The organism is Deinococcus taeanensis, assembly GCF_020229735.1.
Taxonomy (GTDB): domain Bacteria; phylum Deinococcota; class Deinococci; order Deinococcales; family Deinococcaceae; genus Deinococcus; species Deinococcus taeanensis.
The window spans coordinates 846,557-872,551 of record NZ_CP083455.1; the positions used below are offsets into that span (position 1 = coordinate 846,557).

Annotated in this window: 25 protein-coding genes; 14 read left to right on the plus strand and 11 right to left on the minus strand. The window is 69.1% G+C overall.

Annotated elements, in window-relative coordinates; translation table 11 throughout:
* Window positions 1–51: 51 nt before the first annotated feature.
* Entirely contained in the window at window positions 52–876 is an 825-nt protein-coding gene (locus LAJ19_RS04115) for a phosphatase PAP2 family protein (protein WP_225477038.1), read from the minus strand.
* Between the two features lie 76 nt (window positions 877–952).
* Here LAJ19_RS04115 and LAJ19_RS04120 point away from each other — a divergent pair, with 76 nt between their 5' ends.
* The gene (locus tag LAJ19_RS04120) at window positions 953–2,527 is read left to right on the plus strand and encodes an ABC transporter ATP-binding protein (RefSeq protein ID WP_225477039.1); all 1,575 of its coding nucleotides are present in this window, start codon (window positions 953–955) and stop codon (window positions 2,525–2,527) included.
* Window positions 2,528–2,586: 59 nt separating this feature from the next.
* On the opposite strand, the gene LAJ19_RS04125 is transcribed toward LAJ19_RS04120, so the two are convergent.
* A complete protein-coding gene (locus LAJ19_RS04125) occupies window positions 2,587–3,489 on the minus strand; it encodes an EamA family transporter (RefSeq protein WP_225477040.1) in 903 nt (300 codons plus the stop codon).
* A 462-nt stretch (window positions 3,490–3,951) separates the two neighbouring features.
* Window positions 3,952–6,468, minus strand: coding sequence for an alpha-glucan family phosphorylase (gene glgP, locus LAJ19_RS04130; protein WP_225477041.1), 2,517 nt, complete (start codon window positions 6,466–6,468; stop codon window positions 3,952–3,954).
* Between the two features lie 95 nt (window positions 6,469–6,563).
* On the opposite strand from glgP, the gene LAJ19_RS04135 reads away from it, so the two are divergent.
* Complete coding sequence (locus LAJ19_RS04135) at window positions 6,564–7,043, plus strand: hypothetical protein (RefSeq protein WP_225477042.1); 480 nt, start codon at window positions 6,564–6,566, stop codon at window positions 7,041–7,043.
* Between the two features lie 84 nt (window positions 7,044–7,127).
* Here the strand turns inward: LAJ19_RS04135 and LAJ19_RS04140 are convergent, their stop codons facing one another.
* The 3 genes from LAJ19_RS04140 to LAJ19_RS04150 form a co-directional block, all read right to left on the minus strand.
* The gene (locus LAJ19_RS04140) at window positions 7,128–7,385 is read right to left on the minus strand and encodes a hypothetical protein (protein WP_225477043.1); all 258 of its coding nucleotides are present in this window, start codon (window positions 7,383–7,385) and stop codon (window positions 7,128–7,130) included.
* Window positions 7,386–7,491: 106 nt separating this feature from the next.
* On the minus strand, window positions 7,492–8,580 hold the full coding sequence (locus tag LAJ19_RS04145; protein WP_225477044.1) for an enolase C-terminal domain-like protein: 1,089 nt from the start codon (window positions 8,578–8,580) through the stop codon (window positions 7,492–7,494).
* Window positions 8,577–9,368 (minus strand): ATPase, encoded by a 792-nt coding sequence (locus tag LAJ19_RS04150; protein ID WP_225477964.1) that lies wholly within the window; start codon window positions 9,366–9,368, stop codon window positions 8,577–8,579. Before LAJ19_RS04150 ends, LAJ19_RS04145 begins: the two co-directional genes overlap by 4 nt.
* An 834-nt stretch (window positions 9,369–10,202) precedes the next feature.
* On the opposite strand from LAJ19_RS04150, the gene cysK reads away from it, so the two are divergent.
* Window positions 10,203–11,159: a cysteine synthase A gene (gene cysK, locus LAJ19_RS04155; protein WP_225477045.1), complete on the plus strand. Its 957-nt coding sequence runs from the start codon at window positions 10,203–10,205 to the stop codon at window positions 11,157–11,159.
* Between the two features lie 132 nt (window positions 11,160–11,291).
* On the opposite strand, the gene LAJ19_RS04160 is transcribed toward cysK, so the two are convergent.
* On the minus strand, window positions 11,292–12,044 hold the full coding sequence (locus tag LAJ19_RS04160; RefSeq protein ID WP_225477046.1) for a DUF937 domain-containing protein: 753 nt from the start codon (window positions 12,042–12,044) through the stop codon (window positions 11,292–11,294).
* Between the two features lie 192 nt (window positions 12,045–12,236).
* Here LAJ19_RS04160 and LAJ19_RS04165 point away from each other — a divergent pair, with 192 nt between their 5' ends.
* The 5 genes from LAJ19_RS04165 to LAJ19_RS04185 all read left to right on the plus strand — a co-directional run bounded on the left by LAJ19_RS04165 (window position 12,237) and on the right by LAJ19_RS04185 (window position 15,769).
* Window positions 12,237–13,082 carry an ABC transporter permease gene (locus tag LAJ19_RS04165; protein WP_225477047.1) on the plus strand — a complete coding sequence of 282 codons (846 nt, stop codon included), beginning with the start codon at window positions 12,237–12,239 and terminating at the stop codon, window positions 13,080–13,082.
* Window positions 13,075–13,893, plus strand: coding sequence for an ABC transporter permease (locus LAJ19_RS04170; RefSeq protein WP_225477048.1), 819 nt, complete (start codon window positions 13,075–13,077; stop codon window positions 13,891–13,893). Before LAJ19_RS04165 ends, LAJ19_RS04170 begins: the two co-directional genes overlap by 8 nt.
* 61 nt (window positions 13,894–13,954) lie before the next feature.
* Window positions 13,955–14,911, plus strand: coding sequence for an ABC transporter ATP-binding protein (locus LAJ19_RS04175; protein WP_225477049.1), 957 nt, complete (start codon window positions 13,955–13,957; stop codon window positions 14,909–14,911).
* Window positions 14,912–14,915: 4 nt separating this feature from the next.
* A complete protein-coding gene (locus LAJ19_RS04180) occupies window positions 14,916–15,149 on the plus strand; it encodes a hypothetical protein (protein ID WP_225477050.1) in 234 nt (77 codons plus the stop codon).
* Window positions 15,146–15,769: a DNA-3-methyladenine glycosylase gene (locus LAJ19_RS04185; RefSeq protein WP_225477051.1), complete on the plus strand. Its 624-nt coding sequence runs from the start codon at window positions 15,146–15,148 to the stop codon at window positions 15,767–15,769. Before LAJ19_RS04180 ends, LAJ19_RS04185 begins: the two co-directional genes overlap by 4 nt.
* A 19-nt stretch (window positions 15,770–15,788) precedes the next feature.
* Here the strand turns inward: LAJ19_RS04185 and meaB are convergent, their stop codons facing one another.
* From meaB to scpA, 3 genes are all read right to left on the minus strand, one after another.
* Entirely contained in the window at window positions 15,789–16,742 is a 954-nt protein-coding gene (gene meaB / locus LAJ19_RS04190) for a methylmalonyl Co-A mutase-associated GTPase MeaB (protein WP_225477052.1), read from the minus strand.
* A 240-nt stretch (window positions 16,743–16,982) separates the two neighbouring features.
* Window positions 16,983–17,435 carry a hypothetical protein gene (locus LAJ19_RS04195; protein ID WP_225477053.1) on the minus strand — a complete coding sequence of 151 codons (453 nt, stop codon included), beginning with the start codon at window positions 17,433–17,435 and terminating at the stop codon, window positions 16,983–16,985.
* 206 nt (window positions 17,436–17,641) lie between these two features.
* Window positions 17,642–19,783: a methylmalonyl-CoA mutase gene (gene scpA, locus LAJ19_RS04200; RefSeq protein WP_225477054.1), complete on the minus strand. Its 2,142-nt coding sequence runs from the start codon at window positions 19,781–19,783 to the stop codon at window positions 17,642–17,644.
* Window positions 19,784–19,982: 199 nt separating this feature from the next.
* Between scpA and rpe the strand changes: the two genes are divergently transcribed.
* The 6 genes from rpe (at window position 19,983) to nspC (ending at window position 24,361) form a co-directional block, all read left to right on the plus strand.
* The gene (gene rpe, locus LAJ19_RS04205) at window positions 19,983–20,657 is read left to right on the plus strand and encodes a ribulose-phosphate 3-epimerase (protein WP_225477055.1); all 675 of its coding nucleotides are present in this window, start codon (window positions 19,983–19,985) and stop codon (window positions 20,655–20,657) included.
* Between the two features lies 1 nt (window position 20,658).
* Window positions 20,659–21,384: a 2-phosphosulfolactate phosphatase gene (locus LAJ19_RS04210; RefSeq protein WP_225477056.1), complete on the plus strand. Its 726-nt coding sequence runs from the start codon at window positions 20,659–20,661 to the stop codon at window positions 21,382–21,384.
* 95 nt (window positions 21,385–21,479) lie between these two features.
* Entirely contained in the window at window positions 21,480–22,307 is an 828-nt protein-coding gene (locus LAJ19_RS04215) for a hypothetical protein (protein ID WP_225477057.1), read from the plus strand.
* Between the two features lie 21 nt (window positions 22,308–22,328).
* The gene (locus LAJ19_RS04220; RefSeq protein WP_225477058.1) at window positions 22,329–22,475 is read left to right on the plus strand and encodes a hypothetical protein; all 147 of its coding nucleotides are present in this window, start codon (window positions 22,329–22,331) and stop codon (window positions 22,473–22,475) included.
* 93 nt (window positions 22,476–22,568) lie between these two features.
* On the plus strand, window positions 22,569–23,093 hold the full coding sequence (locus LAJ19_RS04225; RefSeq protein ID WP_225477059.1) for a hypothetical protein: 525 nt from the start codon (window positions 22,569–22,571) through the stop codon (window positions 23,091–23,093).
* 47 nt (window positions 23,094–23,140) lie between these two features.
* The gene (nspC, locus tag LAJ19_RS04230) at window positions 23,141–24,361 is read left to right on the plus strand and encodes a carboxynorspermidine decarboxylase (protein WP_225477060.1); all 1,221 of its coding nucleotides are present in this window, start codon (window positions 23,141–23,143) and stop codon (window positions 24,359–24,361) included.
* A 351-nt stretch (window positions 24,362–24,712) separates the two neighbouring features.
* On the opposite strand, the gene LAJ19_RS04235 is transcribed toward nspC, so the two are convergent.
* Window positions 24,713–25,978, minus strand: a complete 1,266-nt coding sequence (locus tag LAJ19_RS04235) for a DUF4384 domain-containing protein (RefSeq protein WP_225477061.1) — start codon at window positions 25,976–25,978, stop codon at window positions 24,713–24,715.
* Window positions 25,979–25,995: the final 17 nt, after the last annotated feature.

Here is a 25,995-nt window from a genome sequence, read left to right on the forward strand (position 1 = left end):
TCAACAGAAAGGGGCAGGCTCACGCCCGCCCCAGCACACGAAACGGTCCGTTCAGTGTACGGTCCGCATGGTCGCCCGGTCAGCTGTGCTCTGCGGAGGCAGCCAGCGGCGCAGCACGGCGGGGACCACCTCGACCGCCATGAGCACCAGCAGCGCATACCGCAGCGCCCGCACCAGCCCCAGGTCCTTGAGGGCCTCCGGGAGGGCCCCCAGAGCGAAGTACACACCGAACACCAGCACCAGACCCAGCGCACCCACCAGGAGGCGCGTCGCCCAGTCACGTGGAGGGGCAAAAGATGGCCGTACCGCCCAGAAACCTGCCAGCAGGCCCAGGCCCGCGCCCACCTCCCGGGGTGAACCGGCGGGCACGAGTGCCGCTGCCAGGAGGACCACCAGCGGCGGCACCCAGCGCGCCCACTGCGCCTGCGGGAAGTGCGCGCGCGCCGCGAGCAGCGCGAACGCGCCGCCCAGCAGCAGGCCCACGATCACGTCACTGGGGTAATGTACGTGCAGCAGCAGCCGTGATGCGCTGACCAGGGCCACCAGGGTTGCGGCCGCCACCAGCACCGGCCCCTGGCGCAGCTGCGCCGCCATGCCCAGCCACAGCGTCGCGCTCATCTGCGCGTGCCCGCTCGGCAGGCCCGGGCCGCCTGCCGTGGCCTGCGCCGCGGCGGACGCTGCTCCTGGCTCCACCTGAAAGGGGCGGGGCAGATCCAGGCCGTACTTCAGGGCGGTGTTCAGCAGGTAGCTCAGCGCGAACGCTACCCCCAGATCCCGCCCGCCTGAGGGCCGGACCAGCCAGGTGTACAGCGCCAGGGCCACAATAAAGACCTCGTCACGACCCAGGTTGGTCACGGCCAGCAGAAAAGGTTCCATGTGAGCTTCATTCTGCCTCATTTCGCCCACATGGCAGGTCTGTCCAGACGAGCGCCGGAAAGCTAGACTGACCGTTATGACTGTTCCCCAGGCCGACGTTCTGCGCGCGGTTCAGCACAACTCCCCGAACGCGCTGGAGTTGCGCGGCATCACCAAACGCTTCCCTCTTGTGCTTGCCAACGACAACATCTCCATGCAGGTCCGCTGGGGCAGCGTACACGCCCTGTGCGGTGAGAACGGCGCGGGCAAGAGCACCCTGATGAAGATCGTGTACGGCATTCAGCCCCCCACCAGCGGCGAGATCGTCGTGGACGGCGAGGCCGTGAACCTCACGGACCCCAGTGAAGCCATCAGGCGGGGCATCGGCATGGTCTTCCAGCACTTCATGCTGGTCGAGACGCTGACCGTCACAGAGAACGTCATCCTGGGCGCCGAGCCCACCCAGGGCGGCGCGATCAATTACGCCGCGGCCCGCAAACGCGTCGCGGAACTCATCAAGCAGTTCAACTTCGACCTGAACCCCGACGCCATCGTCGGTGAACTGCCCGTGGGTCTCCAGCAGAAAGTCGAGATTCTCAAGACCCTGTACCGCGGCGCGCGCATCCTGATTCTCGACGAGCCCACGGCCGTCCTGACGCCCTCCGAAACGGACGAACTGTTCGACTTCCTGAAAAACCAGTACGCCGCGAGTGGCAACGCCGTGATCTTCATCAGCCACAAACTGCATGAGGTCCTGCACATCAGCGACACCATCAGCGTCATCCGCGACGGCAAGATGATCGGCACCATCCCCGCCCAGGGCGCCACCACCGAAACGCTGGCCCGCATGATGGTGGGCCGCGACGTGACCCTGAAGGTCAGCAAGGCGCCCGCCCAGCCCGGCGCGGCCGCTCTGGACGTGCAAGGCGTCACCGTGAAGGGCGAGCACCGCAACGCGGTGGACGGCGTGAGTTTCCAGGTCCGCGCGGGCGAGATCGTCGGAATTGCCGGCGTGGAAGGCAACGGCCAGAGCGAACTGGTTGAAGCCATCACCGGCCTGCTCCCCTACCAGGGTCAGATCACCTACCTGGGCAAAGCGGCGCGCGGAGTGCGCGAAGTGGAAGCCTCCGGCCTCTCCCACGTGCCCGAGGACCGCAACGAGCGCGGCCTGGTGCTGGAGATGACCACCGCCGAGAACTACATCCTGGGTGAGCACGACCGCGCGCCCTTCGCCGGGCCGCTGGGTTTCCTCAAGCGTGACGTGATTGAGGAGAACGCCCGCAAGCTGAGCGAACAGTACGACGTGCGCCCCCGCAGCGCCAGCCTGCAGGCCGGCCGGTACTCCGGCGGGAACGCGCAGAAACTCATTGTGGCGCGCGAAATGCGCAAGGGCCCCAAAATCCTGGTGGCCAGCCAGCCCACCCGCGGCGTGGACATCGGCGCGATCGAGTTCATTCACGCGCGCATCGTTGAGGCGCGGGATCAGGGGCTTGCGGTGCTGCTCGTCAGCGCCGACCTGGGCGAGGTGATGAACCTCTCCGACCGCATTCTCGTGATGTACGAGGGCCGCGTGGTGGGCGAAGTGAACGCCGCGAACGCCACCGAAACCCAGCTTGGCCTGCTGATGACCGGCAGCGGCGCAGACACCACCACGACCAGCGCCGGCTGGTAAGGCGGGCTGCCTTCAGAACCGCCCGGCCACGCGATGTGGCCGGGCGGTTCCCGATCGGTTCAGTTCACCGGCTCCGGCTCGGTGTGCGCGGTGGCCTTGCCTGTCAGGTTGATGCCGGCGCTCGCCGCGATCACGCAGACCATCGCGGCCCACTGCACCGCCGTGAGCTGCTCGCCGAGGAACAGCAGCCCACTCAGCGCCGCCAGGGCCGGCTCGACGCTCATCATCACCCCGAAAATCCGCGCGGGAATGGCCCGCAGCGCGCGCATCTCCAGGGTGTACGGCAGGGCGCTCGACAGCACCGCCACGCCCAGGCCCAGCAGCAGCGCAGGAGGTGCGAACAGCGCCACGCCCGCCTGCGCCACCCCGAACGGCACCGTCACCACCGCCGCGACCAGCATGCCCGCCACCACACCGGTCGTGCCCGGCACCTGCCGGCCCACGGCGCCCCCCGCCAGGATGTACAGCGCCCACAATCCCCCGGCCACCAGGGCCAGCGCGATGCCCAGCGCGGAGACGTTCGTGGCGCCGCCGCTGCCCAGCGGTGAGATCAGCGCGATGCCCAGCCCCGCCAGCGCCACCCACACCACGTCCAGGGCGCGCCGTGACAGGAACAGCGACAGCAGCAGCGGCCCCACGAATTCCAGCGTCACCGCCAGACCCAGCGGCAGGAGCCGCAACGCCTCGTAGAAAGCCAGGTTCATGAGACCCAGCGCCGCGCCGTACGGCACGATGACCGTCCAGTCCGCGCGGGTGAGGCGTCCCAGCGCCGGGCGGAACACCAGCATCAGCAGCGCTGCGGCCAGCGTGACGCGCACGGCGGTGGTTCCCGCCGGTCCGAGTGTGGGGAAGAGAGTCTTGGCGAACGCCGCACCGCCCTGAATGCTCAGCATGGCCAGCAGCAGGGACGGCACGGGCGGCAGGCTGACGGAACGGGGCAGGGCCGGGCGGACGCGGGACATGGCGGGCATTAGAACACCGCTCCTCTCCGGTGGGAGCCGGGGTGTCTGCTCCGGTGCGGCGTTTGCGTCCCTCCGTTCAGGACGCGCTGGGGGAACCGTGAAGCTGCTGAGGCCGGCCGGGACGCGCGCGCGTCGGTGACCGATTCGGGCCGCACGTCAGACCAGTCGCGTTCACGGGTGGCGCGTGGGGCGCACGTGACCTTCACATGCCCGTTCGTGGCCGAGCGCGGCCTGGTGACCCAGAGGTCCGTGCGTCGTGAGGGTCCCTGCAGTCCCAGCCTGCCGCCCGCGCGTCAGGAGTTCCCGAGCGTCCGCGCCCAGCACGCCGGGGCCTGCTGCTGAAGACGAGGCGCACGAAGTCCTGCCAATCACCTGCGCGCGACCGGGGTGTGTCACGGGCATCAGCAGAAACCCCCGCTTCTGAGGCGGGGGCAGGGGAGAGGTGACCGTGCGTTTAGGGTTTCACGCCCACTTGATCAGGCCGGCTTCCAGTTCGTTGCTCAGGCCGTCAAGGACCGGCACCATGCGCACGCCCACGGAGTACAGTCCGCTTTCCGTGAGGGGCACGTCGGCGCTGAAGGTCCCGCCGCCCCTGTTGGTGAGGGGAACGTGCGTGAGGTGCCCGCCGCGGCTGAGCACCGCTTCGACGCGCAGTTCGCTCAGGTTGATGCCGGCAGGATTCACCTGGGCACTCACCGGCACGGTCTGACCGGGACGGGTGGTGGCCGGCAGCTGCGCCTGGGCGCTCAGGGTGGTGTAGGGCCACTGCTGGCGCACCCAGCCCTTCCAGCCGGCGATCTCCCGGGCGCGGGCGCTGCTGTCCTCGGCCAGGTGAGCGCCGCGTGCCGCGATGGGGCGGTAGTACTTCTGCACGTAGTCGATCACCTGGCGCTGCATGGAAAAGCGCGGACTGACGGTCTGGATGGCGCGCCGCACCGTGTGTGCCCAGGAGGCCTCTCCGGTCCGCTGGCCGTAGTAGCGGGGCACGATGTCCTGCTCGATGGTCTGGTACATGCTGAAGGCATCGGCGTCATCCTGAACGTTCAGGTCGGCGTACTCGCGTTCTTCACCGATGGGCCAGCCGTTCGTGCCGTCGTACCCTTCGCGCCACCAGCCGTCCAGGATGGAGAGGTTGGGGCTGCCGTTGAAGGACGCTTTCATCCCGCTCGTCCCGGACGCCTCCAGAGGGCGGCGGGGGTTGTTCAGCCAGATGTCCACGCCCTGCACGAGGTGACGGGCGACGTGCATGTCGTAGTTCTCGAGGATCACGATCTTGCCGCGGAACTCAGGTTCCTGGCTCAGGCGGTAGATCTCCTGAATGAAGGACTTGCCGGGGTTGTCGGCGGGGTGCGCCTTGCCGGCAAACACGAACTGTACGGGCCGCTCGGGGTGGTTCACGATGCGGCTGAGGCGTTCGCGGTCGCGGAACAGGAGCGTGGCGCGCTTGTACGTCGCGAAGCGGCGTGCGAAGCCGATCGTGAGGGTGTTCTCGTCGAGCAGCGTTTCGGTGGCGGCCACGTCGGCGGCGCTGGCACCGTTGCGCAGCATGTGCTCGCGCATGCGGCCGCGCACGAAGGTGATCATGTCGCGTTTCATGTCGCGCTGCACGTCCTGCAGCTGCTGGTCGGTGAGCTGCTCCACGGCGGTCCACATCTGTTCGTCTTCGAGCCGTTCAGTCCAGTCGGCGGGCAGCACGGTGCCCAGCAGGTCCCGCATCGCCTGACTGGTGAAGGTCAGGTTGTGCGCGCCGTTCGTGACGTGCCCGATCGGCACCTCCTCGGCCTGCGCGCCGGGGTACAGGAACTTCCACATGTCGCGCGACACCTCGCCGTGCAGTTCGGACACGCCGTTCGCGGCGCGGCTCATGTTCAGGGCGAACACGGTCATGGAGAAGGTGGGCACGAGGTGACCGTCCCACATCTGCTCGTGCGCGGCCAGGGCGTACAGGTCGTCACGGCTGGTGGCGAGCTGCGCGGGCCACGAGCCGATGTAGCGGTCCATCAGGTCGTAGGCGAAGGCGTCGTTGCCGGCAGGGACGGGGGTGTGCGTGGTGAACAGCGTGCTGCTCGCCACGGTTTCCACGGCGGTGCGGAAGTCCAGGCCGCGCGCAACGTACTCGCGGGTGCGTTCCAGGCCCAGCAGCGCGGCGTGCCCTTCGTTCATGTGGTACACGTCGCCGGGGATGTTCAGGGCGCGCAGGGCGCGGATGCCGGCCACTCCCAGCAGCACGTACTGCTGCACGCGCAGTTCCTGATTGCCGCCGTACAAGCGGGCGGTCAGCTTGCGGTCGTCCTCGCTGTTCTCGGGGACGTTCGTGTCGAGCAGCAGCACGCGGATGCGGCCCACGTTCAGGTTCCACACGCGGACCTGCACGTCGCGCTCGCCGATGCGGACCCGGACGCGCGCTTCCTCGCCGGTGGCGGTCAGGGCGGGCGTGATCGGCAGGGTCGTCAGGTCGAGTTCGTCGTACGCCTCGTTCTGCCAGCCGTCCTTGTCGAACAGCTGCCGGAAGTACCCCTGGTGGAACAGCAGGCCCACGGCGGTGAAGGGTAGGTCCAGGTCGGACGCGCTCTTGCAGTGGTCGCCGGCCAGGACACCCAGGCCGCCGGAGTAGATGGGCAGGGATTCATGGAAGGCGTACTCCATCGAGAAGTACGCCACGGGTTTCATGTCGGGGGCGTTGCGCCGTGCCCAGGTGCTGGGGTGATTCATGTAGGCGTCGAAGTCGGCCATCACCTGCGCGTACCGGGCGAGGTAGGCGCGGTCAGCAGCGACCTCCTGCAGGCGGGCCTGGGGGACTTCGAGCAGCGTGCGCACCGGGTTGTGCTGGAAGCGCTCCCAATTGGAGGGATCCAGATCCTGGTACAGCGCCTGAGCGTGCGGAGTCCACGACCAGTAGAGGTTGTAAGCCAGTTCCGACAGCCGCGCAATGCTGGGCGGCAGCTGAGGCAGCACAGTGACCTTACCAATGACGTTCATACCAGATGAGCTTACACTAAGCCTCTCTTTATCTGCTGAGCCCCCCCTGAAGCCCACACCACGTTCCCGCACCTGTCCAGACAGCCGGAGGGCCCATGACCCAGGACACCCACATCGCCCTGATGGCCGAAGGTGACGGCCTTGCCCGGCACCTCACGCAGACCCTGCACGTCACCACCCACGACCCCGCCCGCCTGACCCTGCTGGGCCGCAGTCTCGCCCTGAATCTCGTGCAGGCCTACCAGGGCGCCGTGGAGCACGTTACCCGGCGCGCCGGACACCCCATCCACGCCGGGCTCAGCACCGACCCACGTGGCCGGGCCCAACTGGTGTTCACCGGCCCTCCCGGCTTTACCCAGCCGCCCCAGCCGGCCGAGGACCTGCTGCGCGACCTGCTGTTCATCCGCGGCCGGCTGCACCCTGCCGTGCAGGGTCACCTGCAGGGCGCCCTGAGTGGCAGCGAGCACCACGCCACGCGCGCCCTGGTGGCCTGCCTGCGCTCCCCGCCCGTCATGCAGGCTCTCGAACGTCAGATCCGGCAGCTGCTCCCCGGCCCACACGGCCACCAGCCCTGACGTCAGGCCCGCACAGAGAAGCAGGCGCGCAGCCTTCATGCTGCGCGCCTGCTTCTTTGCGGACCTCGGCCTCTTCCTGGAGGATCAGCGGTCGCGGCTGGGCTGCTGGGCCGGCAGCGGCGCCTGGAAATGCCGCGTCATCAGGCTGACCACGAGAACCGCATGAACACACAGCAGCGCAAACAATTCCACGTGCGGCTGCATGACGTACCCGCCCGCGCCGACCAGCTGAAACAGAATCATGACCAGCAGGCCCTTGTGACGCTGATCAGGACGCTGCAGGAACACAAAGGTGCCGCCGGCCATGCTGAACAGCAGCGGGAGAAGCAGAGCGTTAAGCATCTCTTGAGACATACCTCATTATGGTCAGCCCTTCATGACAGGCATATGACCTCCACCCAGGGAATCAGCTTAATGAGGGTCCCTCCAGCCTGAACTGCCTAAACAACTACAGCCGGTAGCGGTTCACCCGCGCCAGGTCCAACCGGTGCTCCCGCAGCGCCCCCACATCCAGCCACCCCTCCCGGAAAGTCACCGGCCGGTCCAGCAGGTCATCTTGCAACTTCAGGACGAAACTCAGTTCGCACGGCTCGGTCACCTCGGCCTGGGTCGACAGAAGCGCCGCGTGCAGCGTCCCCAGCCCCGTGCTGGCCTGCGACCCCACCATGCCCCGCTTCCCAGCCGCCGCCGCCGCGCGCAGCATCGCCCGGCCATCCGTGAAACCGTTGCGCGCCGTTTTCACGTTCAGCACGTCAAAAGTATTGAAAGCCAGCTCGCGCGTCAGATCCGCAGGCGTGAAACACGAATCGTCGGCCACAACCGGCAGCCGCCCCTGCGCGTGCAGCGCCGCCCGGGCCTGCAGGTCCCGCGCCGGCAAAGGCTCCTCCACATACATCAGGCCGGCCTCCCGCATCGCGTCGAGCGCTGCCGGCGCCAGTGCCGGCGTGAGCGTCTCATTGCTGTCAGCGTACAGCTGCACCGCGTCCCCAAACTCAGCACGCAGCGCACGGATCACCCCCAGATCCCGGTCGTGCTGCCGCCCCACCTTCACCTTCAGGCACCGCACGCCCGCCTCCACCACCCGCCGCGCCTCGGCCAGCATCTCGTCCGGCGCGGCGATACCCAGAATGAAACTCACCCGTACCTGCTCACGCGGCCCCAGCAGCGTATCGAACAGCGTCAGACCCTGCGCCCGCGCCCGCGCGTCGTGCAGCGCCATGTCCAGCGCGCCGCGCGCCGTGTGATTGTTGGCCACGCTGTTACGCACGCGGTTCAGGGCGTCCTCATCCAGAATGGACACGCCACGCAGACCCTGTTCCAGCAACGCCAGGATTGCCACAACGCTTGCCGGCGTCTCCCCATAGATCGTGGGCCGGGGCGTGGCCTCAGCCACCCCCACCGTGCCGTCCGACAGGGTCACCTGCACCAGCACGTGCTCGGCAGCGTTCAGGGCAGAGTGCGCGCCCCACGCCAGTGCCGACGTGAGGGGCAGCCGGTAGGGAACGCCCTCCACGCGCGCCACCGTGGGCGCGCTCATGCGTGACCTCCCGCGGCCCAGGTGCGGACCGCGCCCGCCACGCCCTCAGGGTTCAGGACCACGGTGTCCAGCACCAGCGCCCGCGCGCCAGGCAATGTGTGCAGGAACGCCTCCGCAGCGCCAGGATCGTAGTTGCGCCGCTCAGACACGACGATCTTTACCTTTGCCAGCACGTCTGCGGGCGAGAAGCCCGCCGCAGGCAACGCCGCCAGAACCTCCAGTTCAGCCGGCGTGAAAACCTCCCCGGCGCCGGGCAGCGCCGCCAGGGCGCTGCGCAGGTCGCCCGCCTCAGCCGTCCGCACCTGATCAAACGCGTCCGCGCGGCCCAGCAGACGCCGCACCCTCACCACGTCCGGCGCGCCCAGCGCCACGAACCGCCACGCCGGGAAGTTCCGCGCAGCGAACGCCACCTCATCCAGGCCGCGCAGCCCGTCGAACACCGGCGTCTGTCCCCAGTGGCGCACGTCCGCGACCAGCGACCCCAGCGCCTGCGCCATGCCGCCCGGATGCGCCTCCCGGTAACGGGCAGTCAGCCGGAACCGCTCCTCCCGGTCCCGCACCGCTGCCCCCGCCACCGGCAGGATCATCACGGCGTCCGTCACCTCCCGCCGGTCAGGCAGCACCCGCATGCCCGGGTCCGCCCCCGTCAGCGCGGCAAGTGCGGTGCTTTTACCCACGCCCGTCACGCCCACCAGGACCGTCAGCGGCAGGTCGGCCAGAAAACGCTCGTGAGCGGCAGGCGGCGCGGCGTCGGCCCGCAGGAACGGCAGCGAAACAGTCACGCCCAGAGCGTAGCCCCTGCAGCACACAAAGAGCGGTCCGAGGTTCAGTCAAGCCCCGGTCATCCCGCAGGCCTGCCCTCCGCACCCGCTCAGCACACCCCGTGATGGAGACCCTGCACCTTCAGGCGGCCGTAGGGCTGCGGCCTGAACCCCTGAGCCGTGCCGCAGGCAGCGGAACGGGAATAGGGCCGGCACCACCCGCGAACGCCAAAAGAACTCCGAATTCGGCGCAACAGCGGGCGGGACCACCTCTCTCACCGGCAGCAGTCTGATCCTCACAGGAGTGAAACGCCCACCGGCGCGCCTGCCGGGCAGGCCGGGACACTCGCCGCTCCGCTCCACCGGCGAACGCGCCGCCTGCGACCCCGTGCGGAAACCCTGCGAGGACGTCCGGGCCGCCACCGCTGAACGTCACAAAACCTGCGTGATCGGAAGAACGGCCCCGTGAACCGTGTGATCCTCGCGCCGGGTGGGACGATCCGCCTGAACCTCGGTGAGATCGTTCCCCCGCGCCGCTCAGGCCGCCACGGACGGTGGCGTGCCGTGGCGGCCTGAGCGGCGGCATCAGCCGTGAAGCGCCGCACGTTGAAAGGCGCAGCGGCGCAGAGCGCGACTGGTCCTGCGGCACTCTGAGCCGCGCGATCTCCCCGGGCCCACCGGACAGAAGGGAGACGACGCACGCTGGCCCGCCATCCTGACCATCCGTTCCGACGACCGGCCGCGCCGAACCTTCCCACAGGGGCCGGTCGACCATGGACCAGCCTCCTGCCTCGCCCATCGCTCCGCAGCCTGTCAGACCGCCCACCACCTGCGGCGCACGCAGCCCCTATCCTGAGCGCCATGATCGAGTCCCTTATCGGGCGCACGCCCCTCCTGCAACTCACACGCGTGGTCGAGCCGGACATGGCCGACGTGTTCGTGAAACTGGAAGGACAGAACCCCGGCGGCAGCATCAAGGACCGCACCGCGCTGGGTCTCATTGAGGACGCCGAACGCCGTGGACTGTTGAAACCCGGGGGAACCATCGTGGAACCCACCAGCGGCAACACCGGCATCGGGCTGGCGCAGGTTGCCGCCGCCAAGGGGTACCGGCTGATCCTGTGCATGCCCGCCAGCATGAGCGAGGAGCGCAAGCGGACCCTCGTGGCCTACGGCGCTGAGCTGATCCTGACTGACCCTGCGCGCCGCATGCTCGCCGCCATCGAGGAAGCCGAACGGATCGTGGAGACGCGCGGCGCCGTCATGATGAACCAGTTTGGCAACCCGGCCAATCCTGCGGTGCACGAGCGCACCACCGGGCCTGAACTGTGGGAGCAGATGCAGGGCCGCATTGATGCGTTCGTGTACGGCAGCGGCACGGGCGGCACCATCAGCGGCGTCGGGCGCTACCTGAAACGGATGAATCCGCAGGTGCAGGTCATTGCGTGTGAACCCGCGCGCAGCAACGTGCTCACGGGCGGGGAGATGGGTTCGCACGGGTTCCAGGGCATGGGCCCGGGCTTCATTCCTGCCAACCTGGACCGCAGCGTCATTGATGACGTGATTGACGTGTGGGAGGAAGACGCCTATCCGCTCGCGCGGCGGCTTGCGCAGGAGGAAGGGGTGTTTGTGGGCATGAGCAGCGGCGCCATGGCCTGGGCGGCGCTGACCGTCGCGCGTCGCCTGGGCCCGGGCAAGCGCGTGGCGACCATCGCCTGCGACACCGGCGCGCGCTACCTGACCACCACGCTGTTCGCGGCGGAGAACGACACCCCACCCGGGTACCTGCCCCGCTCCCGCGAGAAGACCGCCAGCTGACCTCCGGGTGCCCGGCCTGACCGCTCCAGCCTGGTGGTCGGCGCCGCGGGGAGTGGGTCAGTGCCGTGAAGGTGACCCGGAGGCGCCTCCTGGAACCCACGAACGGGAGGGGAGAGGTGCCCCGTGTGGCTCTCAGCGGCGCTGACCGCCGAACATGCCGATCAGTTCATCCAGCGCGTTGCCGTCTCCGTCGCGGTCCAGCGCACGGTTCAGCGTACCGAACAGGTCCCCGCCGCCCTGGGCGGGCGAGGGCGCTCCCCCGGCCGGGTACCCGGGCAGGACGCTGCCCCCACCCAGCACGCTGCCCCCGCCGGAGGTGTCGCCGGAGCCGCCATCAAACCCAGCGCCGCGCTGCGTCTGCGGCGCGTGTTCCTGGCGGCCGCCGAGCAGCCCGCCCAGCAGCCCGCCCAGTCCGCCGCCGCCCACCAGGCCCCCCAGAATGCTGCCCAGGTCCCCACCGCGGGCCGGGCCGCCCGTCCCCCCCTGCTGCCGTTGCCGGCCCAGGTACGCCAGTACAAGCGGCGCGAGCATGCTCAGCACCTGCAGGGCGAGCTGCGGATCAAGACCGGACCGGCGGCTGACGGCCTGCGCCGCCTGCATCTGCTGCCCGCCGAAGACGTGTCCCAGAATCTTCTGCCCTTCTGAAGAATCGGGGACCTGCCCCGCCCCGAAGGAGTCCAGGGCGCGTCCGTCATGCCGGTCCAGAGCGCCGGCCAGTGCGTCCAGACCGCCGGGTTGCGTGGCGTTGCGGGTCAGGGCGCCAAGCAGCAGCGGCAGCGCCGCCTGCATGGCCGCCTCGGTCTGCTGGGGTGGCGTGCCGAGCTGCTGTCCCATGGTCTGCTGGGCCTGGCCCATTCCGCCCAGCTGGTTGAAGATGTCCATCATAGGTATGACCTCCAGAAAGTCAGGTGCGCCCAGCCTAAGCTGCCCCGCCCCGCCGGCCGGTAGGGACACGTTCAGGAAACCCTGACCGTCCCGCCTCACGCAGCTCCGCCAAGCGGCGTATTCCGCCGTGTTGGACGCACCCGTTACCCTGAACGCTTCCGGTTCGGCAACTGGAGAGGGAGGATCCGTTTCATGACCATCACGCCTGCACCCCCCGGGGGTGCCTCTGTTCGGCCGCTCGCGCTCCTGGCGCTGCCCTGGGCGGTGGCCCGTCTGGGCTTCCAGCGGCAGTTCGCGTACCCGCAGGCCACCCTGTGGGGGCTGATCACCAACACGTTCTTCGGGCTGCTCCGGGTGGCCGTGCTGAGCGCCCTGTTCGGCGCGCGCCCTCAGGTGGCGGGGTACACCGTGCAGGACGCCATCACCTTCACCGGCCTGACCCAGGCGCTGATTGCGGCGCTGAGTCTGTTCGGGTGGTTCGATTTCATGCGGGTCGTGCACCGCGGCGAGGTGGCCGGTGATCTGCTGCGTCCCACGCCGCTGCTGACCTTCTGGGCGGCGCAGGACGCCGGGCGTGCTGCCGGACAGTTCCTGCTGCGCGGCCTGCCCATGCTGCTGCTGTTCGGGCTGGTGTGGGACATGACGTTTGCTGCGGGCGCCACCGCCGGGACGCAGACGGTCCTGAGCGTCCTGCTGGCCTGGGCATGCGGATTCCTGTTCCGGTTCCTGGTGAACTGCGCGGCGTTCTGGTCCCCGGACGCCGTGGGCTTCGGGCGGTTCGCGTGGGCGGTGCTGGGCCTGAGCTGCGGATTCCTGATGCCGCTGGCGTTCTTCCCGGCCAGGGTTCAGGCGCTGCTGGCGTACACCCCCTTTCCCAGCATGCTGAACACGCCACTGGAACTGTGGGTCGGCGTGAAGGGCGGCGCGGCCGCCTGGGCGGCCCTGGCCGCGCAGCTGGGCTGGACAGCGGCGCTTCTTGCCGCGTGCCTGCTCACCCTGCGTGCCGGTCTGCGCCGGCTGGAGGTCGCCGGTGGGTGAGCTCCGGCACCTCCTGAGCCTGTACGTTCGCCTGCTGGGCGCGCAGGTGCGGTCGCAGGGCGCGCACCGCACGTCCTTCCTGCTCGACGCCCTGGGCAGCATGCTGATCACCGCCGCTGAATTTGCCGCGCTGGCGCTGGTGCTGCCCCGTTTCGGCGGCCTGAACGGCTGGACGCTGGGCGAAATCAGCCTGCTGTACGGCCTGGCCGAACTGGCGTTCGTGCTGATGGACCTCGTGTTTGGCGGCTTCGACGCACCCAACCTGTCCGCGCACGTCCGCGCAGGAACCTTCAGCACGTTCCTCCTTCGCCCTGCACCGCTCGCCGTGCAGGTGTTCGGCTCGGATTTCGCACTGCGCCGCCTGACCCGCGTCGTCCTGGCCGCCGCGATCCTCGCGTACGGCCTGACACACGCGGCCGTGCCCTGGCACCCGGGCGCGGCGTTGCTGCTCGCCGGCTGTGTGGCCGGCATGGTGTGCTTTTTCGGGGGGCTGTTCGTGATCGGCGGCACCCTCACCTTCTGGACGGTGGAGAGCGTGGAGGCCATGAACGTCCTGACGTACGGCGGCCGCACCCTGATCAGTTACCCCATGGACATCTACGGCACGTGGCTGCGCCGCACCTTCACGTACCTGATTCCCGCCGGGTTCCTGTCCTATCTGCCCGTGCTGCATCTGCTGGGCCGCCCCCTGCCGGACGGCCTGCCCACCTGGGCCGCCCTGCTCGGCCCACTGGCCGGCCCGCTGCTGCTGACCGCGGCGTTCGCCTTCTGGCGCTCCGGCGTGCGGCACTACGAGGGCACCGGCACCTGAACCGCTGTGCGGCTGAGCGCCTGACCGGCCGACGGCCCCCGCCCCGAAAGGAGACCCCTCTGTGATTCACGTCGAGCATCTGCGCAAGACCTTCACCACCCGCACCGGCCGCTTTCTCAGCGCCCAGCGCCGCACCCACGACGCCGTGCGTGACATCTCCTTCCACGTTCCCCGCGGCGAGATCGTCGGGTACCTCGGCCCGAACGGCGCCGGCAAAAGCACCACCGTCAAGATCCTCACCGGGCTGCTCGTTCCCGACAGCGGCCACGTGCGCGTGGGCGACCTGACCCCCTGGCAGGACCGGCGCCGGCACGTCGCGCGGCTCGGCGCGGTGTTCGGGCAGCGCACCACCCTCTGGTGGGACCTGCCCGTTCTGGACAGCCTGGACCTCCTGCGGCACGTGTACCGCGTTCCGAAGGACCGCTGGCAGGCCAACCTGACGACCTTCACCGACCTGCTGGACCTCGCGCCGTTCCTGCGCACCCCCGCACGCGCCCTGTCCCTGGGGCAGCGCATGCGCGCCGACCTCGCCGCGGCGCTGCTGCACGACCCCGAACTGCTGTTCCTCGACGAACCCACCGTCGGTCTGGACGTTGTGGCGAAGGAACGCATCCGTGAATTCATCGCGCACATCAACCGCGAGCGGCAGGTCACGGTGCTGCTCACCACCCATGACCTTGGTGACGTGGAACGCCTCGCGCGGCGCGTCATGATCATCGACCTGGGCCAGCTGCTGTACGACGGCGACCTCGCGCAACTTCAGGCCCGTTACGGCAACCAGCGTGAACTGCACGTCGAGTACGCCGACCCCCCCCAGCACACCCAGGTGCCCGGCCTGACCCTCCTGCACGCCGACGGGCCCCGCGCGGCGTATGCCTTCACCGGCCCCGCCGCGCCCCCGATCGCGCGCGTGACCGCGCACGCGTCCGTCCGCGATCTCACGGTGCGGGAACCGGACATCGAGGCCACCATCCGAAGAATCTACGAAGGCGGCCTGCTGCGCCCCGCGCTAGGCTGACCGAATGACGACACCCGAGCCCGCTGAGCGGCCACCCGCCAGCGCCGCAGCACAGGCCCGGGCCAGCCGCACAGGGGTTCCCCGTCCGGAAATTGACCTGCCCTTCCTGGCCGCCGGGTTCACGACCCGGCTGTCGGCCGGAACAGCCCGGCAGCTCCTGCTTCACAGGCCTGTCGCGCCGGGCCTGTGGGGCCTGTTTGCCGCGGTTGTCTCGCGCCGCGCCGCCTGCCTCCGGTGAGCGCGCCCCTCCCCCCGCGGCATTTTCATGGTGACCCGGTGCTCACCGCCCGCGCCCTGCTGGGCAGTACGCTGGTGCGGCTGCTGGACACCGGCGAGACGCTCAGCGGACGGATCGTGGAGGTCGAAGCCTACGACTGCCCCCGCGACCCCGCCTGCACCGCCGGCCGCTTCCACGCCGCGCGCAGCGCCGACATGGCCGTCGCGCCCGGCACCTGGCTGTTCTGGTCGGCGCACGGCCACCCGCTGCTTCAGGTGGCGTGCCGGCCCCAGGGCATCCCGGCGAGCATTCTCATTCGCGCCATCGAACCACTCGGCGGGGTGGGCCACATGCTGAATTTCCGGCCTGTGGTGCGCGAACGGGACCTCACGAACGGCCCGGCAAAACTGGTGTACGCCCTGGGCCTGAACCCCGCCCTGATCGCCGGCACGCCTGTGGACAGCCCCGCGCTGCACATTCTTCCCGCGCCTCTCCCCATTCCGGACGAGCAGGTGCAGGTCACGGCCCGCATCGGCATTCGCGAGGGCCGCACGCTCCCGTGGCGCTTCAGCGTCCGCGGCAACGCCTGGGTGTCACCCGCCGTGCCCAGCATGGACCTCGCCGGTCCGGGCGGTCCCTGAGGCCCAGGGCGCCAGCCGCTCAGGGCGCGGCGTCCGGTTGCAGCAGGGCCGTGACGCCCTGCACGGCGGTGAGCCGCCCGGCGGCCACGTCGGCACGCAGCGCCTGCACCCGCGCCGGGTCGAGCCGCGCCTGAAAAGCCCGCCACGCCGCCTCACGCAGCAGCTCATCGAACCACACCGTCGTCTGCGCGCGGCGTTTCTCCTGCACGTCCACCTGAGCGCAGTAGCTTTCCACCGCATCCCACACCTGCGCCAGCCCCTCGCCAGTCAGCGCGGACGCCCGCAGCGCCGTGGGCCGCCACGGCGCGCCGTGCGGGGTGAGCAGGGTCAGCGCCGCGCGCAGTTCCGTCTGCGCCCGCACGGCCGCCGCTGGGTTCGTGTCGGCCTTGTTCACCACGCACACGTCCGCGAGCTCCATGATGCCGCGCTTGATGCCCTGCAACTCATCCCCGGCGTTCGGGAGGGTCAGCAGCACGAACAGGTCCGTCATGGCCGCCACCTGCGTCTCACTCTGGCCCACCCCGACCGTCTCCACCAGAATCACGTCGTACCCGGCCGCCTCGCACAGAATGATCGTCTCCCGCGTGCGCCGCGCCACGCCGCCCAGCGCCCCGCCCGACGGACTGGGGCGGATGAACGCGCCGGGATGCACGGTCAGGCGAGGCATGCGCGTCTTGTCCCCCATGATGCTGCCGCCCGTCCGGGCAGAGCTGGGGTCCACGGCCAGCACGGCCACCCGGTGCCCGGCGTCGGCCAGCCGCACGCCCAGAGCCTCAATGAACGTGCTCTTGCCGACGCCGGGCACGCCCGTCAGGCCAACGCGCACGGACTGCCCGGCGCGCGGCAGCACCTCAGCCAGCAGCGCCTGCGCCTCGCGTTCATGCTCGGGCCGCGTGGACTCCACGAGCGTGATGGCCTTCGCCAGTGCCCGCCGCTGTCCCGCCAGCAGGGGCGTGCTCAGCGGGTGAACCATAGTTCCCCCAGGCCGGCCAGCGTCAAGCCGGAAGACAGGCGGTGAACACAGCGGAACCTGCTGACCGCGCTCAGCGGAGCTCCAGCCAGGAGCAGCCGCGACCGAGTCAGCGACCGGCCTGGGGCAGGCAAAGGTCCCTCCAGGGCGGTCCGGCCCGTCTCAAGGCACGCCTTCCGGTCAACTGGGGCGATCGGCTGACCCCGGGGAATCCGCGCTTCGGGCGCAGTGGTGCGCGGCGGCTCAGCACAGGCGCCCCTTCGGCAGCGGCCGCAGGGAACTGCGCAGAGAGGCCGTCACGCTCGGAGCGCGGTACCCCGTTTCCTTCACCAGCTGGCCCCGGGCGTTGAACGCGCCGCGCAGGTCGAGCAGGCGCCCCGCGAACCCGGTCCACTGCACCCGGGCGCCCGTCAGGACACCCCGGCGGTCGTAACTCTGCCAGACCCGCAGGGTGTTGTCCGGAATCAGGCGGGCGTACGTGAGACTGCGCACGCGGCCCGCCCCGTCCAGGAGGTACGTGGTGTCACCCTGCGCGCACGACCGCAGACCAGCCACTGCGGCAGGCGCGGCAGGCGGCGCGGGCAAGGTCACGGTATCGGCCGCGCCTGCCGGCACGACAAGAGCGGCCACGAGCAGAGCGCCCCGGGCAGCGGAAGCGCGACCTGGACTGTAGAGGCGTCGGGCGGGCCGGGTCACGGTCGGCGCCGCCTGTTCAGGTGGGACGCCGTGACAACAGCCGCCAGACCCAGGAGCGGCACTCCCCCTGAACTCCATGCCCAGACCCTGCAGCCCCGTCAGCACCCCGGTCAGGACACCCGGCGCCGGCGTCCCCGGTACCAGGCCCAGGCCCCCCAGGTGCGGTCCGGCGGGTGAGCGGGACGGCGCGTCCGGGGCCGGGTGGGTCACGCGCGGTCCCGCAGGAGGCGCAGCACCTCACGGGCGCTCTGGAGGATCGGGGTGCCGGGTCCAAAGATGCCGGCCGCGCCGGCCTCCCGGAGGGCCGCGTAGTCCTGCTGCGGAATCACGCCGCCCACCACGACCAGAATGTCCCCGGCGCCCTCAGCCCGGAGCGCCTCGATCAGGTGCGGCACCAGGGTCTTGTGCCCGGCCGCCTGGCTGCTCACGCCGACCACGTGAACGTCGTTCTCGACGGCCTGCCGGGCCGCTTCTTCCGGCGTCTGGAACAGCGGGCCGACGTCCACGTCGAAGCCCAGGTCTGCGAAGCCGGTGGCGATGACCTTCGCGCCCCGATCGTGTCCGTCCTGGCCCATCTTCACGACCAGCATGCGGGGCCGGCGGCCCTCGGCCTGCGCGAACGCCTCAATCTCGCCCTGCAGGGCGCTGAAGCCCTCGTCGCCCTCGTAGCCGGCGGCGTACACGCCGGACAGCGTGCGGATCTCGGCGGCGTGCCGGCCCCACACGCGCTCGAGCGCCTCGCTGACCTCGCCGACCGTGCAGCGGGCCTGCATGGCAGTAACGGCGAGGGCCAGCAGGTTGCCCTGACCGGTGCGCGCAGCGTCCTCCAGGGCGGTCAGGGCGGCCTGCGCGGCCTGGGGGTCGCGCGTGGCGCGCACCTGTTGCAGCCGCGCGATCTGCGCGTCCCGCACGGCGGCGTTGTCGATGTCCAGGACGTCCACGGGCGTCTCGGTAGCCGGGCGGTACTTGTTCACGCCCACAATGACGTCTTCGCCGCGGTCGATGCGCGCCTGCTTGCGCGCCGCGCTCTCCTCGATGCGGAGTTTCGGCACGCCGCTCTCGATGGCTTTCGCCATGCCGCCCAGTGATTCCACTTCACGCATCAGTTCGCGGGCCTTGTCGGCCAGGTCATGCGTGAGGCGTTCCATCAGGTAACTGCCGCCCCAGGGGTCCACGACGTGCGGAATCCCGGTTTCCTCCTGCAGGATCAGCTGCGTGTTCCGCGCGATGCGGGCGGAGAAGTCGGTGGGCAACCCGATGGCCTCGTCGAAGGAGTTGGTGTGCAGGCTCTGCGTGCCGCCGAATACGGCGGCCATCGCCTCGATGGTCGTGCGGACCACGTTGTTGTACGGGTCCTGCTCGGTGAGGCTCCAGCCGCTGGTCTGGCAGTGGGTGCGCAGCGCGCGGCTCATGGGGTTGCGCGGCTCGAACTGCGCCATCAGTTCGCTCCACAGCAGCCGTGCGGCGCGCAGCTTGGCGACCTCGGTGTAGAAGTTCATCCCGATCCCGAAGAAGAAGCTCAGGCGCCCGGCGAACTCATCGATGCTCAGGCCCTTGCCGAGCGCGGCGCGCACGTATTCCAGCCCGTCGGCGAGGGTGTACGCGAGCTCCAGCGCGGCGTTCGCGCCGGCCTCCTGGATGTGATACCCGCTGATGCTGATGGAATTGAAACGCGGCATTTCCCGCGCCGTGAACTCGATGATGTCCGCAATGATCCGCATGCTGGGCGCCGGCGGATAGATGTACGTGTTGCGCACCATGAACTCTTTCAGGATGTCGTTCTGAATGGTGCCCGACAGCTGGGCGAGGGTGGCGCCCTGCTCCAGCCCCGCAACGATGTACCCGGCCAGGATCGGGAGCACCGCGCCGTTCATGGTCATGGAAACCGACATGTCCTGAAGGGGAATGCCGTCGAAGAGGATCTTCATGTCCTCCACGGAATCGATGGCGACCCCGGCCTTGCCGACGTCCCCGACGACGCGCGGGTGGTCACTGTCGTACCCGCGGTGCGTGGCGAGGTCGAAAGCCACCGACAGGCCCTTCTGCCCGGCGGCGAGGTTGCGGCGGTAGAAGGCGTTGGACTCTTCGGCCGTGGAGAACCCCGCGTACTGCCGGATGGTCCAGGGGCGCGCGGCGTACATGGTGGCGCGTGGCCCGCGCGTGAAAGGGGGCAGGCCCGGCAGGGTGCTGACGTCCAGGCCGTCGAGGTCGTTGGCGGTGTACAGCGGTTTCAGGGTGAGGCCTTCGGGCGTCTCGCGATTCAGGCGCGCCGGGTCGGCGCCTTTCAGGTCCTTGCTGGCCTGCGCCTTCCAGGCGTTCAGGTCGGGCCGGGGGTGCTGCTGGGACATGGGTTCCTCCGTCTGCACGTCATCATGCCACCCGCAGCCAACCGGAGCCAAACGACCGTTTGGCTCCGCGGGAACCCCAACTGTTCCGGACGGGGGAACACCCTGGCCGCCCTGAGATTGATTCTGGCTCCAGCTGAACCTCCGGTGCAGGATTCGCCGCCTGTGAAACCCGGCCGGGCGGAATGGTAAGCTTCGGCACGTGACCGCCGAACCTCAACCTGCGCGACGCGTGAAGCTCGCGCCAAGCATCCTGGCCAGCGACTTCGCCCGACTCGGCGAGGAACTGCGCGCCATTGACAGCGCCGACTGGGCCCACGTGGACGTCATGGACGGTCAGTTTGTCCCGAACATCTCCTTCGGCCTGCCCATCCTGGCCGCCGCGCGCGCCGCCAGTCCCCTGTTCATGGACGTTCACCTCATGATCGACCGGCCCGAACGGTACCTCCGGGATTTCGCCGACGCCGGTGCCGACGGCCTGACGGTGCACGTGGAGGCCACCCCGCACGTACACCGCGCCGTGCAACAGATCCGCGAACTGGGCAAGAAGGCCGGCGTGACCCTTAACCCCGGCACGTCCCTCGACGCCCTGAAACCCGTCCTGCCCGACGTGGACCTTGTGCTGATCATGAGCGTCAACCCGGGCTTCGGCGGACAGAAGTTCATTCCGCAGAGCCTGGAGCGAATCCGCACCGTTCGCCGCTGGCTCGACGAGCTTGGCAGCGACGCCGAACTTCAGGTCGATGGAGGGGTCAGCGCCACCAACGCCCGCGCCATCGTGAACGCCGGCGCCAGCAACCTCGTCGCCGGCAGCGCCGTCTTCGGCAGAGACGGCGCGCACGCCGGTCTCGAGCGCCTCCGGGAGGCCCTGAAATAACATGCGCCTGAGAGTCGACCTGCTTCCCCACGGCACGTACCCGGACGTGGTGGTCGTCATCGACGTGCTGCGCGCCACCACCACCGCCGTCACCTACCTGGAACGCGGCGCCGACGCCCTGCTCCTCACCGCCACGCCCGACATCGCCCTGGCCCTGCGCGACGGCGCCGACAACAGCCCGTACCTTCTGGGCGGCGAACGCGGCGGCCTGCCCATTCCGGGCTTCGACTTCGGGAACAGTCCCGTCGAAGCGGCCGGGCAGAACTTCACCGGCAGGACCGTGGTCATGAACACCACCAACGGGACCGGCGCCGCGCACACTGCCGCCGCCACCGGCAAGCACGTGTTCCTCGCGGCGCTCACCAACGCCCACGCCGCGGCGCGCCGCGCCCGCGCCAGCGCCACTGAGGAAATTGCCATCGTCTGCGCCGGCACCGACGAGCACGTGGGTCTGGAGGACGTGTACGCCGCCGGGGTGCTGGCCGAGTACCTGCTGGCCATGGGCGAATTCAGCATCGACGACGGCGCCCGCATCGCGCTGACCGTGCGGCGCAACAGTGGCAACCCCCTGGAGGCCCTGAGCAGCAGCGGCCACGGCCAGCACCTCAACCGCCTGGGCCTGGGTGAGGACGTCCGTGCTGCGGCGGGCCTGAGCACAAGCACCATTGTGCCCACCCTCGTCCGGGACGGCGCGCCGGACGGCACCCTGAAGTTCACGGCGGGTTAGGTCCCGGCCCACTAAAGAGCGCGCCGGGTTCACCGGCGTGCGGGGCGGCAGGTCTTCGCCCCAGCGCCCCCGCCGGCCGCTATCATGAGCATTGCATGAACGGCCCGGACCTTCTGAAGCTCCTGCGCAGCGGCGACATCGAGCCGCTGCACACCCACCTGACCGCACTCCAGACACAGTTTGAGGCCGGGCAGCTCGGGGAACGCGACCTGCTGGGCGCCTTCCGCGCCTTCCAGACCTCTGACCTGACCCTCAGTGACGGCTTTCAGACATGGACGGAACGGCATCCCGGCACCTACGCTCCGCATGTGGCGCTGGCCAGCTGGTTCCTGGGCCGCGGGTGGGAAGCGCGCGGTGAGGCCCGCTCGGACCACGTGAGTGATCAGGGGTGGCGCGCCCTGGACTACTTCCTGACCCAGGCGGAGGGTTGCGCCCGCCACGCCGCAACCCTCACTGACAATCCCCTGGCGGCCTGGATCGTGGTGGGACTGGCAAGCAACACGCGTGGCTGCCAGGTCAGCCTGCATGAAGTGCAGCAGCAGGAGTACCCCGAGTGGTTCACACGGGGCCTGCAGGACAATCCGGGCAGTTTCGCCCTGCGCCGCGTGATGCTTCTGCACCTGCGCACGGAATGGGGCGGCAGCGAGGAGCAGATGCTGACCTTCGCCCGGCAGCAGCAGGACGCCGGGCAGCTTGGCCAGGGTGACATGCAGCGCCTCTGGGCCGAATTTCACGCCCGGGTCTCGCACCACGCCCTGGCCTTCGGGAACGACCAGCAGGTGGCCGTGGAGCGCGCGCGCATTGCTGCCGAACTTGATCCCCTGCAGGCCGAGCAGCTGTTCGTCGCCCTGACCAGCGCAGAGGCGAAACCCGACGAGCGTCTGGCGGCCCTGCGGCGGTATCTCAGCGCGGCCGGGCAGTAGGGCGGCGCGGTGCCGTCCGGCATGTTCGGCTGGGCCCTGCACGCCGCCAGGGACTGGATCCTCCCCGAGCTTCCCCGGGTGGCCGCGCTGCTCACGCGGGCCGCTCAGGATGGGGACGCCGATTCCGCCGTGCTGCTGGCCCGGCTTCAACTCGCCCACCCGAACTGACCGCTGCCGGATGCGCGGCCCCTGCTGGAAAGCGCCCGTGAACAGGCGCATACGGAGGCCGCCGAGACGCTGGTCCACCTTCAGGAGGCGAGGATGCCCGACCGCCTGAAGGACACTCCGCAAAAGCGCGAGGCCATCCTGAAAGCCGCCAATCTCCTGAGCGGCGACATGAGCTGGCGCGTCTATCAGGACTTCACCGCGTACCAGGAGCAGTTCGCACTCGATGCCCGGCAGCGGTTCAGGTACCTGCACCGGGCGGCCGACGGCGGCAACAACGACGCCCGTTACGAACTGGCTCAACAGTTGCGGGCCGGCCGCGTGGAACTCGGGGAGGACAGTGTGCTGCGCCCGGTCGACACCGCGCCCATCCAGGCCAGTCTGGAGTATGCCCGGCACCTGCTGGAACGCGCCGCCGGCACGGGGTACCGGCCGGCCGCCAAGATGCTCAGGGACACGCCCGAACGGGACTGGCAGGCGGCAACCGCCCGCCGGTTCAGTCTCAGAGGCACAGCCGCGGCCCTGCCGGTGAAGACCGGCACCTGGTGGGAAGGCTGGTGGAAATGGATGCTGGCGGTCGCTGTGCTTCGCCTGATCGCCGCCCTGTTCGGCCATCACTGAGCCTCTGCTGACTCTTTGCGTGCCCCGCAGCGGTTACCCTGTGGGGCGTGACTGTTTCTGATTTTCAGCTGCCTGACGTGACGCCCGTGGACGCCGTGGACTGGTCGGCAATTCCAAGCCCGGCGTTCGTGCTGGATGAATCGCGACTGCGGCGGAACCTGGCGCTGATCTCGCACGTGCAGCGTGAAAGTGGCGCGCAGATCATCGTTGCATTCAAGGGCTTTTCCATGTGGTCCGCGTTTCCGACGCTGCGGGAGTACGGCATCACCGGCGCGACGGCCAGCAGCCTGAACGAAGCGATCCTGGCCCGGGAGGAGATGCGGGGCGAGGTGCACGTGTACGCCCCGGCGTACAGCGACGAGGACTTTCCCCGCATCCTGGAACTGGCTGATCACCTGGTGTTCAACTCCTTCACGCAGTGGCAGCGGTTCCGGCCGCAGGTGGAGGCGGCGCGCGCCTCGGGCCGCACGCTCCACGTGGGCATTCGCGTGAACCCGGAGTACGCGGAGGTCGAGACGGATCTGTACAACCCGGCGGGTCCGTTCTCCCGGCTGGGCGTGACCCGCCGTGAGTTCCGCCTGGACCTGATGGACGGCGTGGACGGCCTGCACTTTCATACGCTGTGCGAGAAGGACAGTGACACGCTCGAGCGCACGCTGGAGGTCCTGGAACGGAATTTCGGGGAGGTCCTGTCCCGCGTGAAGTGGGTGAATTTCGGCGGTGGCCACCTGATGACCCGCGAAGGGTATGACATTGCGCGTCTGATCCGCGTGGTGCGGGCCTTCCGCGAGAAATGGGGTGTGCACGTGATTCTGGAGCCCGGGAGTGCGTTCGGCTGGCAGACAGGCTGGCTGGTGAGCAGCGTGCTCGACGTTGTTCACAACGTCAAAAACGCTGTGCTGCTGGATGTCAGCGTGTCGGCGCACATGCCCGACGTCCTGGAAATGCCGTACCGGCCGCGCATTCTGGGGGCCGGTGACCCACCCGAGCAGGATCACCGGGAGGCGGTGGACGCCCCGGCCGGACACGCCTTCCTCATTGGGGGCACGACCTGCCTTGCCGGGGACGTGGTCGGTGAGTACGTGTTCGACCGGCCCCTCACGGTAGGAGACCGCGTGGTCTTCGATGACATGATCCACTACACGATGGTGAAAACGACGTTCTTCAACGGCGTCAAACACCCGGACATCGGGATCCTGCGAACGGACGGGTCATACGAACGGGTGAAAACCTTTGGCTACGAGGAGTTCAAGGCGAAACTCAGCTGAGCGCATGAAGTCGGGCCGCCCTGTGCACGGGGCGGCCCTTCTGCTGGAAAACGCTGGGATCTGAGAGGGTGTTCCCCCGTCCGGACGGGGGCGCCGATTCTGAATCCGGTGGGCGCTGCGCACGGTGCGGCGGCCGCCGGGGGATGCGGGGCCGGGGGTGTGCTGGGAGCCCTCCGGCAGAACGTGAAACTGATTGGTCTTAACCTCTTCGAGGTACGCATACTGTAAGTCCGCAAGCTGACCCGCCACTGAACGCTCAGCTCATCCATCAGCTTCTTTCTCTCACCTAACCCCGTGGTCTTGCAGGTGAAAGCGGACCCAGTCCGGGTCCGCTTTCACCTGCAGGGAACGTTACTTCCGGTAGACTTTCACCACACCGTTCACCGTACGGATCGTACCGCCCTCGAAATCAGCCGCCCACGCCCCACTGATCTGATACTGGTCACGCGTCGGGAAGCCCAGGAATGAGCCGCTCCCGCCCAGACCCTGGTACGTTTTCAGCACATTCCCGCTCAGCCAGAACACGCCGTATTTCTCTGTGCCGTACAGCGCGCCATTCTGGAAGAAGCCGTACAGGCCACTGGTGCCCAGGCTGTTCTGCGGAATGACCTTCTCATCCCCCGCCGCCCAGCCCAGCCGGTTTGGGGGGCGCGTCGCCCCGTTCTCCGCTTTCGCAAGCGCCAGGTAACGTTCAAGCAGCATCCCGTGCACCGCGTACGCGCGGCTGCTCCCGTTGGCGTGCAGCAGCACTGCGTCACCATAGGCCCCCACACCACGGAACTTCTGCCACAGGCCATCGCCCCAGGCGGTGGCGTACGTGGTGGCCGGTCCCAGGCTCTCCTCACCTTTCAGGCGGGCGTAGGCATCCACCATCGCCTGGTCCCGCGCGGCGTTCTGCCGTTCACCCGGTTGGATATTCGTTGTGGGGGTGCTGGCTGCCGGGGCCGGGCTGGGCGCGGGCTGCTGCGCGGGGCGGTCCGGCGTGATGGTAACCGTCCCCGTAGCGCTGTCCTGCGGCGGCGAGGGCGGCGTGCTGACCGGCTGACCCCCCACGCGGAACGTGACGGTATCCGTCGTCCAGCCATCGGCGGGCAGTGGGTTCACCACGATGCTCAAGGCCCGGGCAAGGTTTTCCTGACCCTTCACGCTGACCTCCGCGAAACCCTGCCCCTCTACAAACCGCACGATGTCGTTCAGGTCAAGTTCACGGGTGCTGGCCAGTGCCAGCAGACGGTCCTGTCCGTTCGGGCCGCCGACCGTAAACGCATACTTCGCGTTCTGCGGAGGGAACACGCGGGTCACGCCGGCCTTTACGAAATTACTTTCCTCGTAGCTGTTCGGGTAGAACAGATCGACCACGCCGTTGGCGTTCACGTTGAACAGGTACACGTAAGCGTCCTGGTTGGTCTTCAGGCCGATCTTGATGTTTTCACCTTTGCGGTACGACGGGTTGCCGCGGCCGCTGGCGTCCTTGTTTACCCAGACTTCCACGTTCAGTGTTGTCTCAACCGGATTGACAATGATGGTCTGCGCCGTGATTTTCGCAGGGCTGGCGCCTGCAGCGCCCGACACAAGCAGAGTTGAGAGAATCAGAATCCCTTTACGGTGCTGTTGCATATGAACCTCCTTGATGT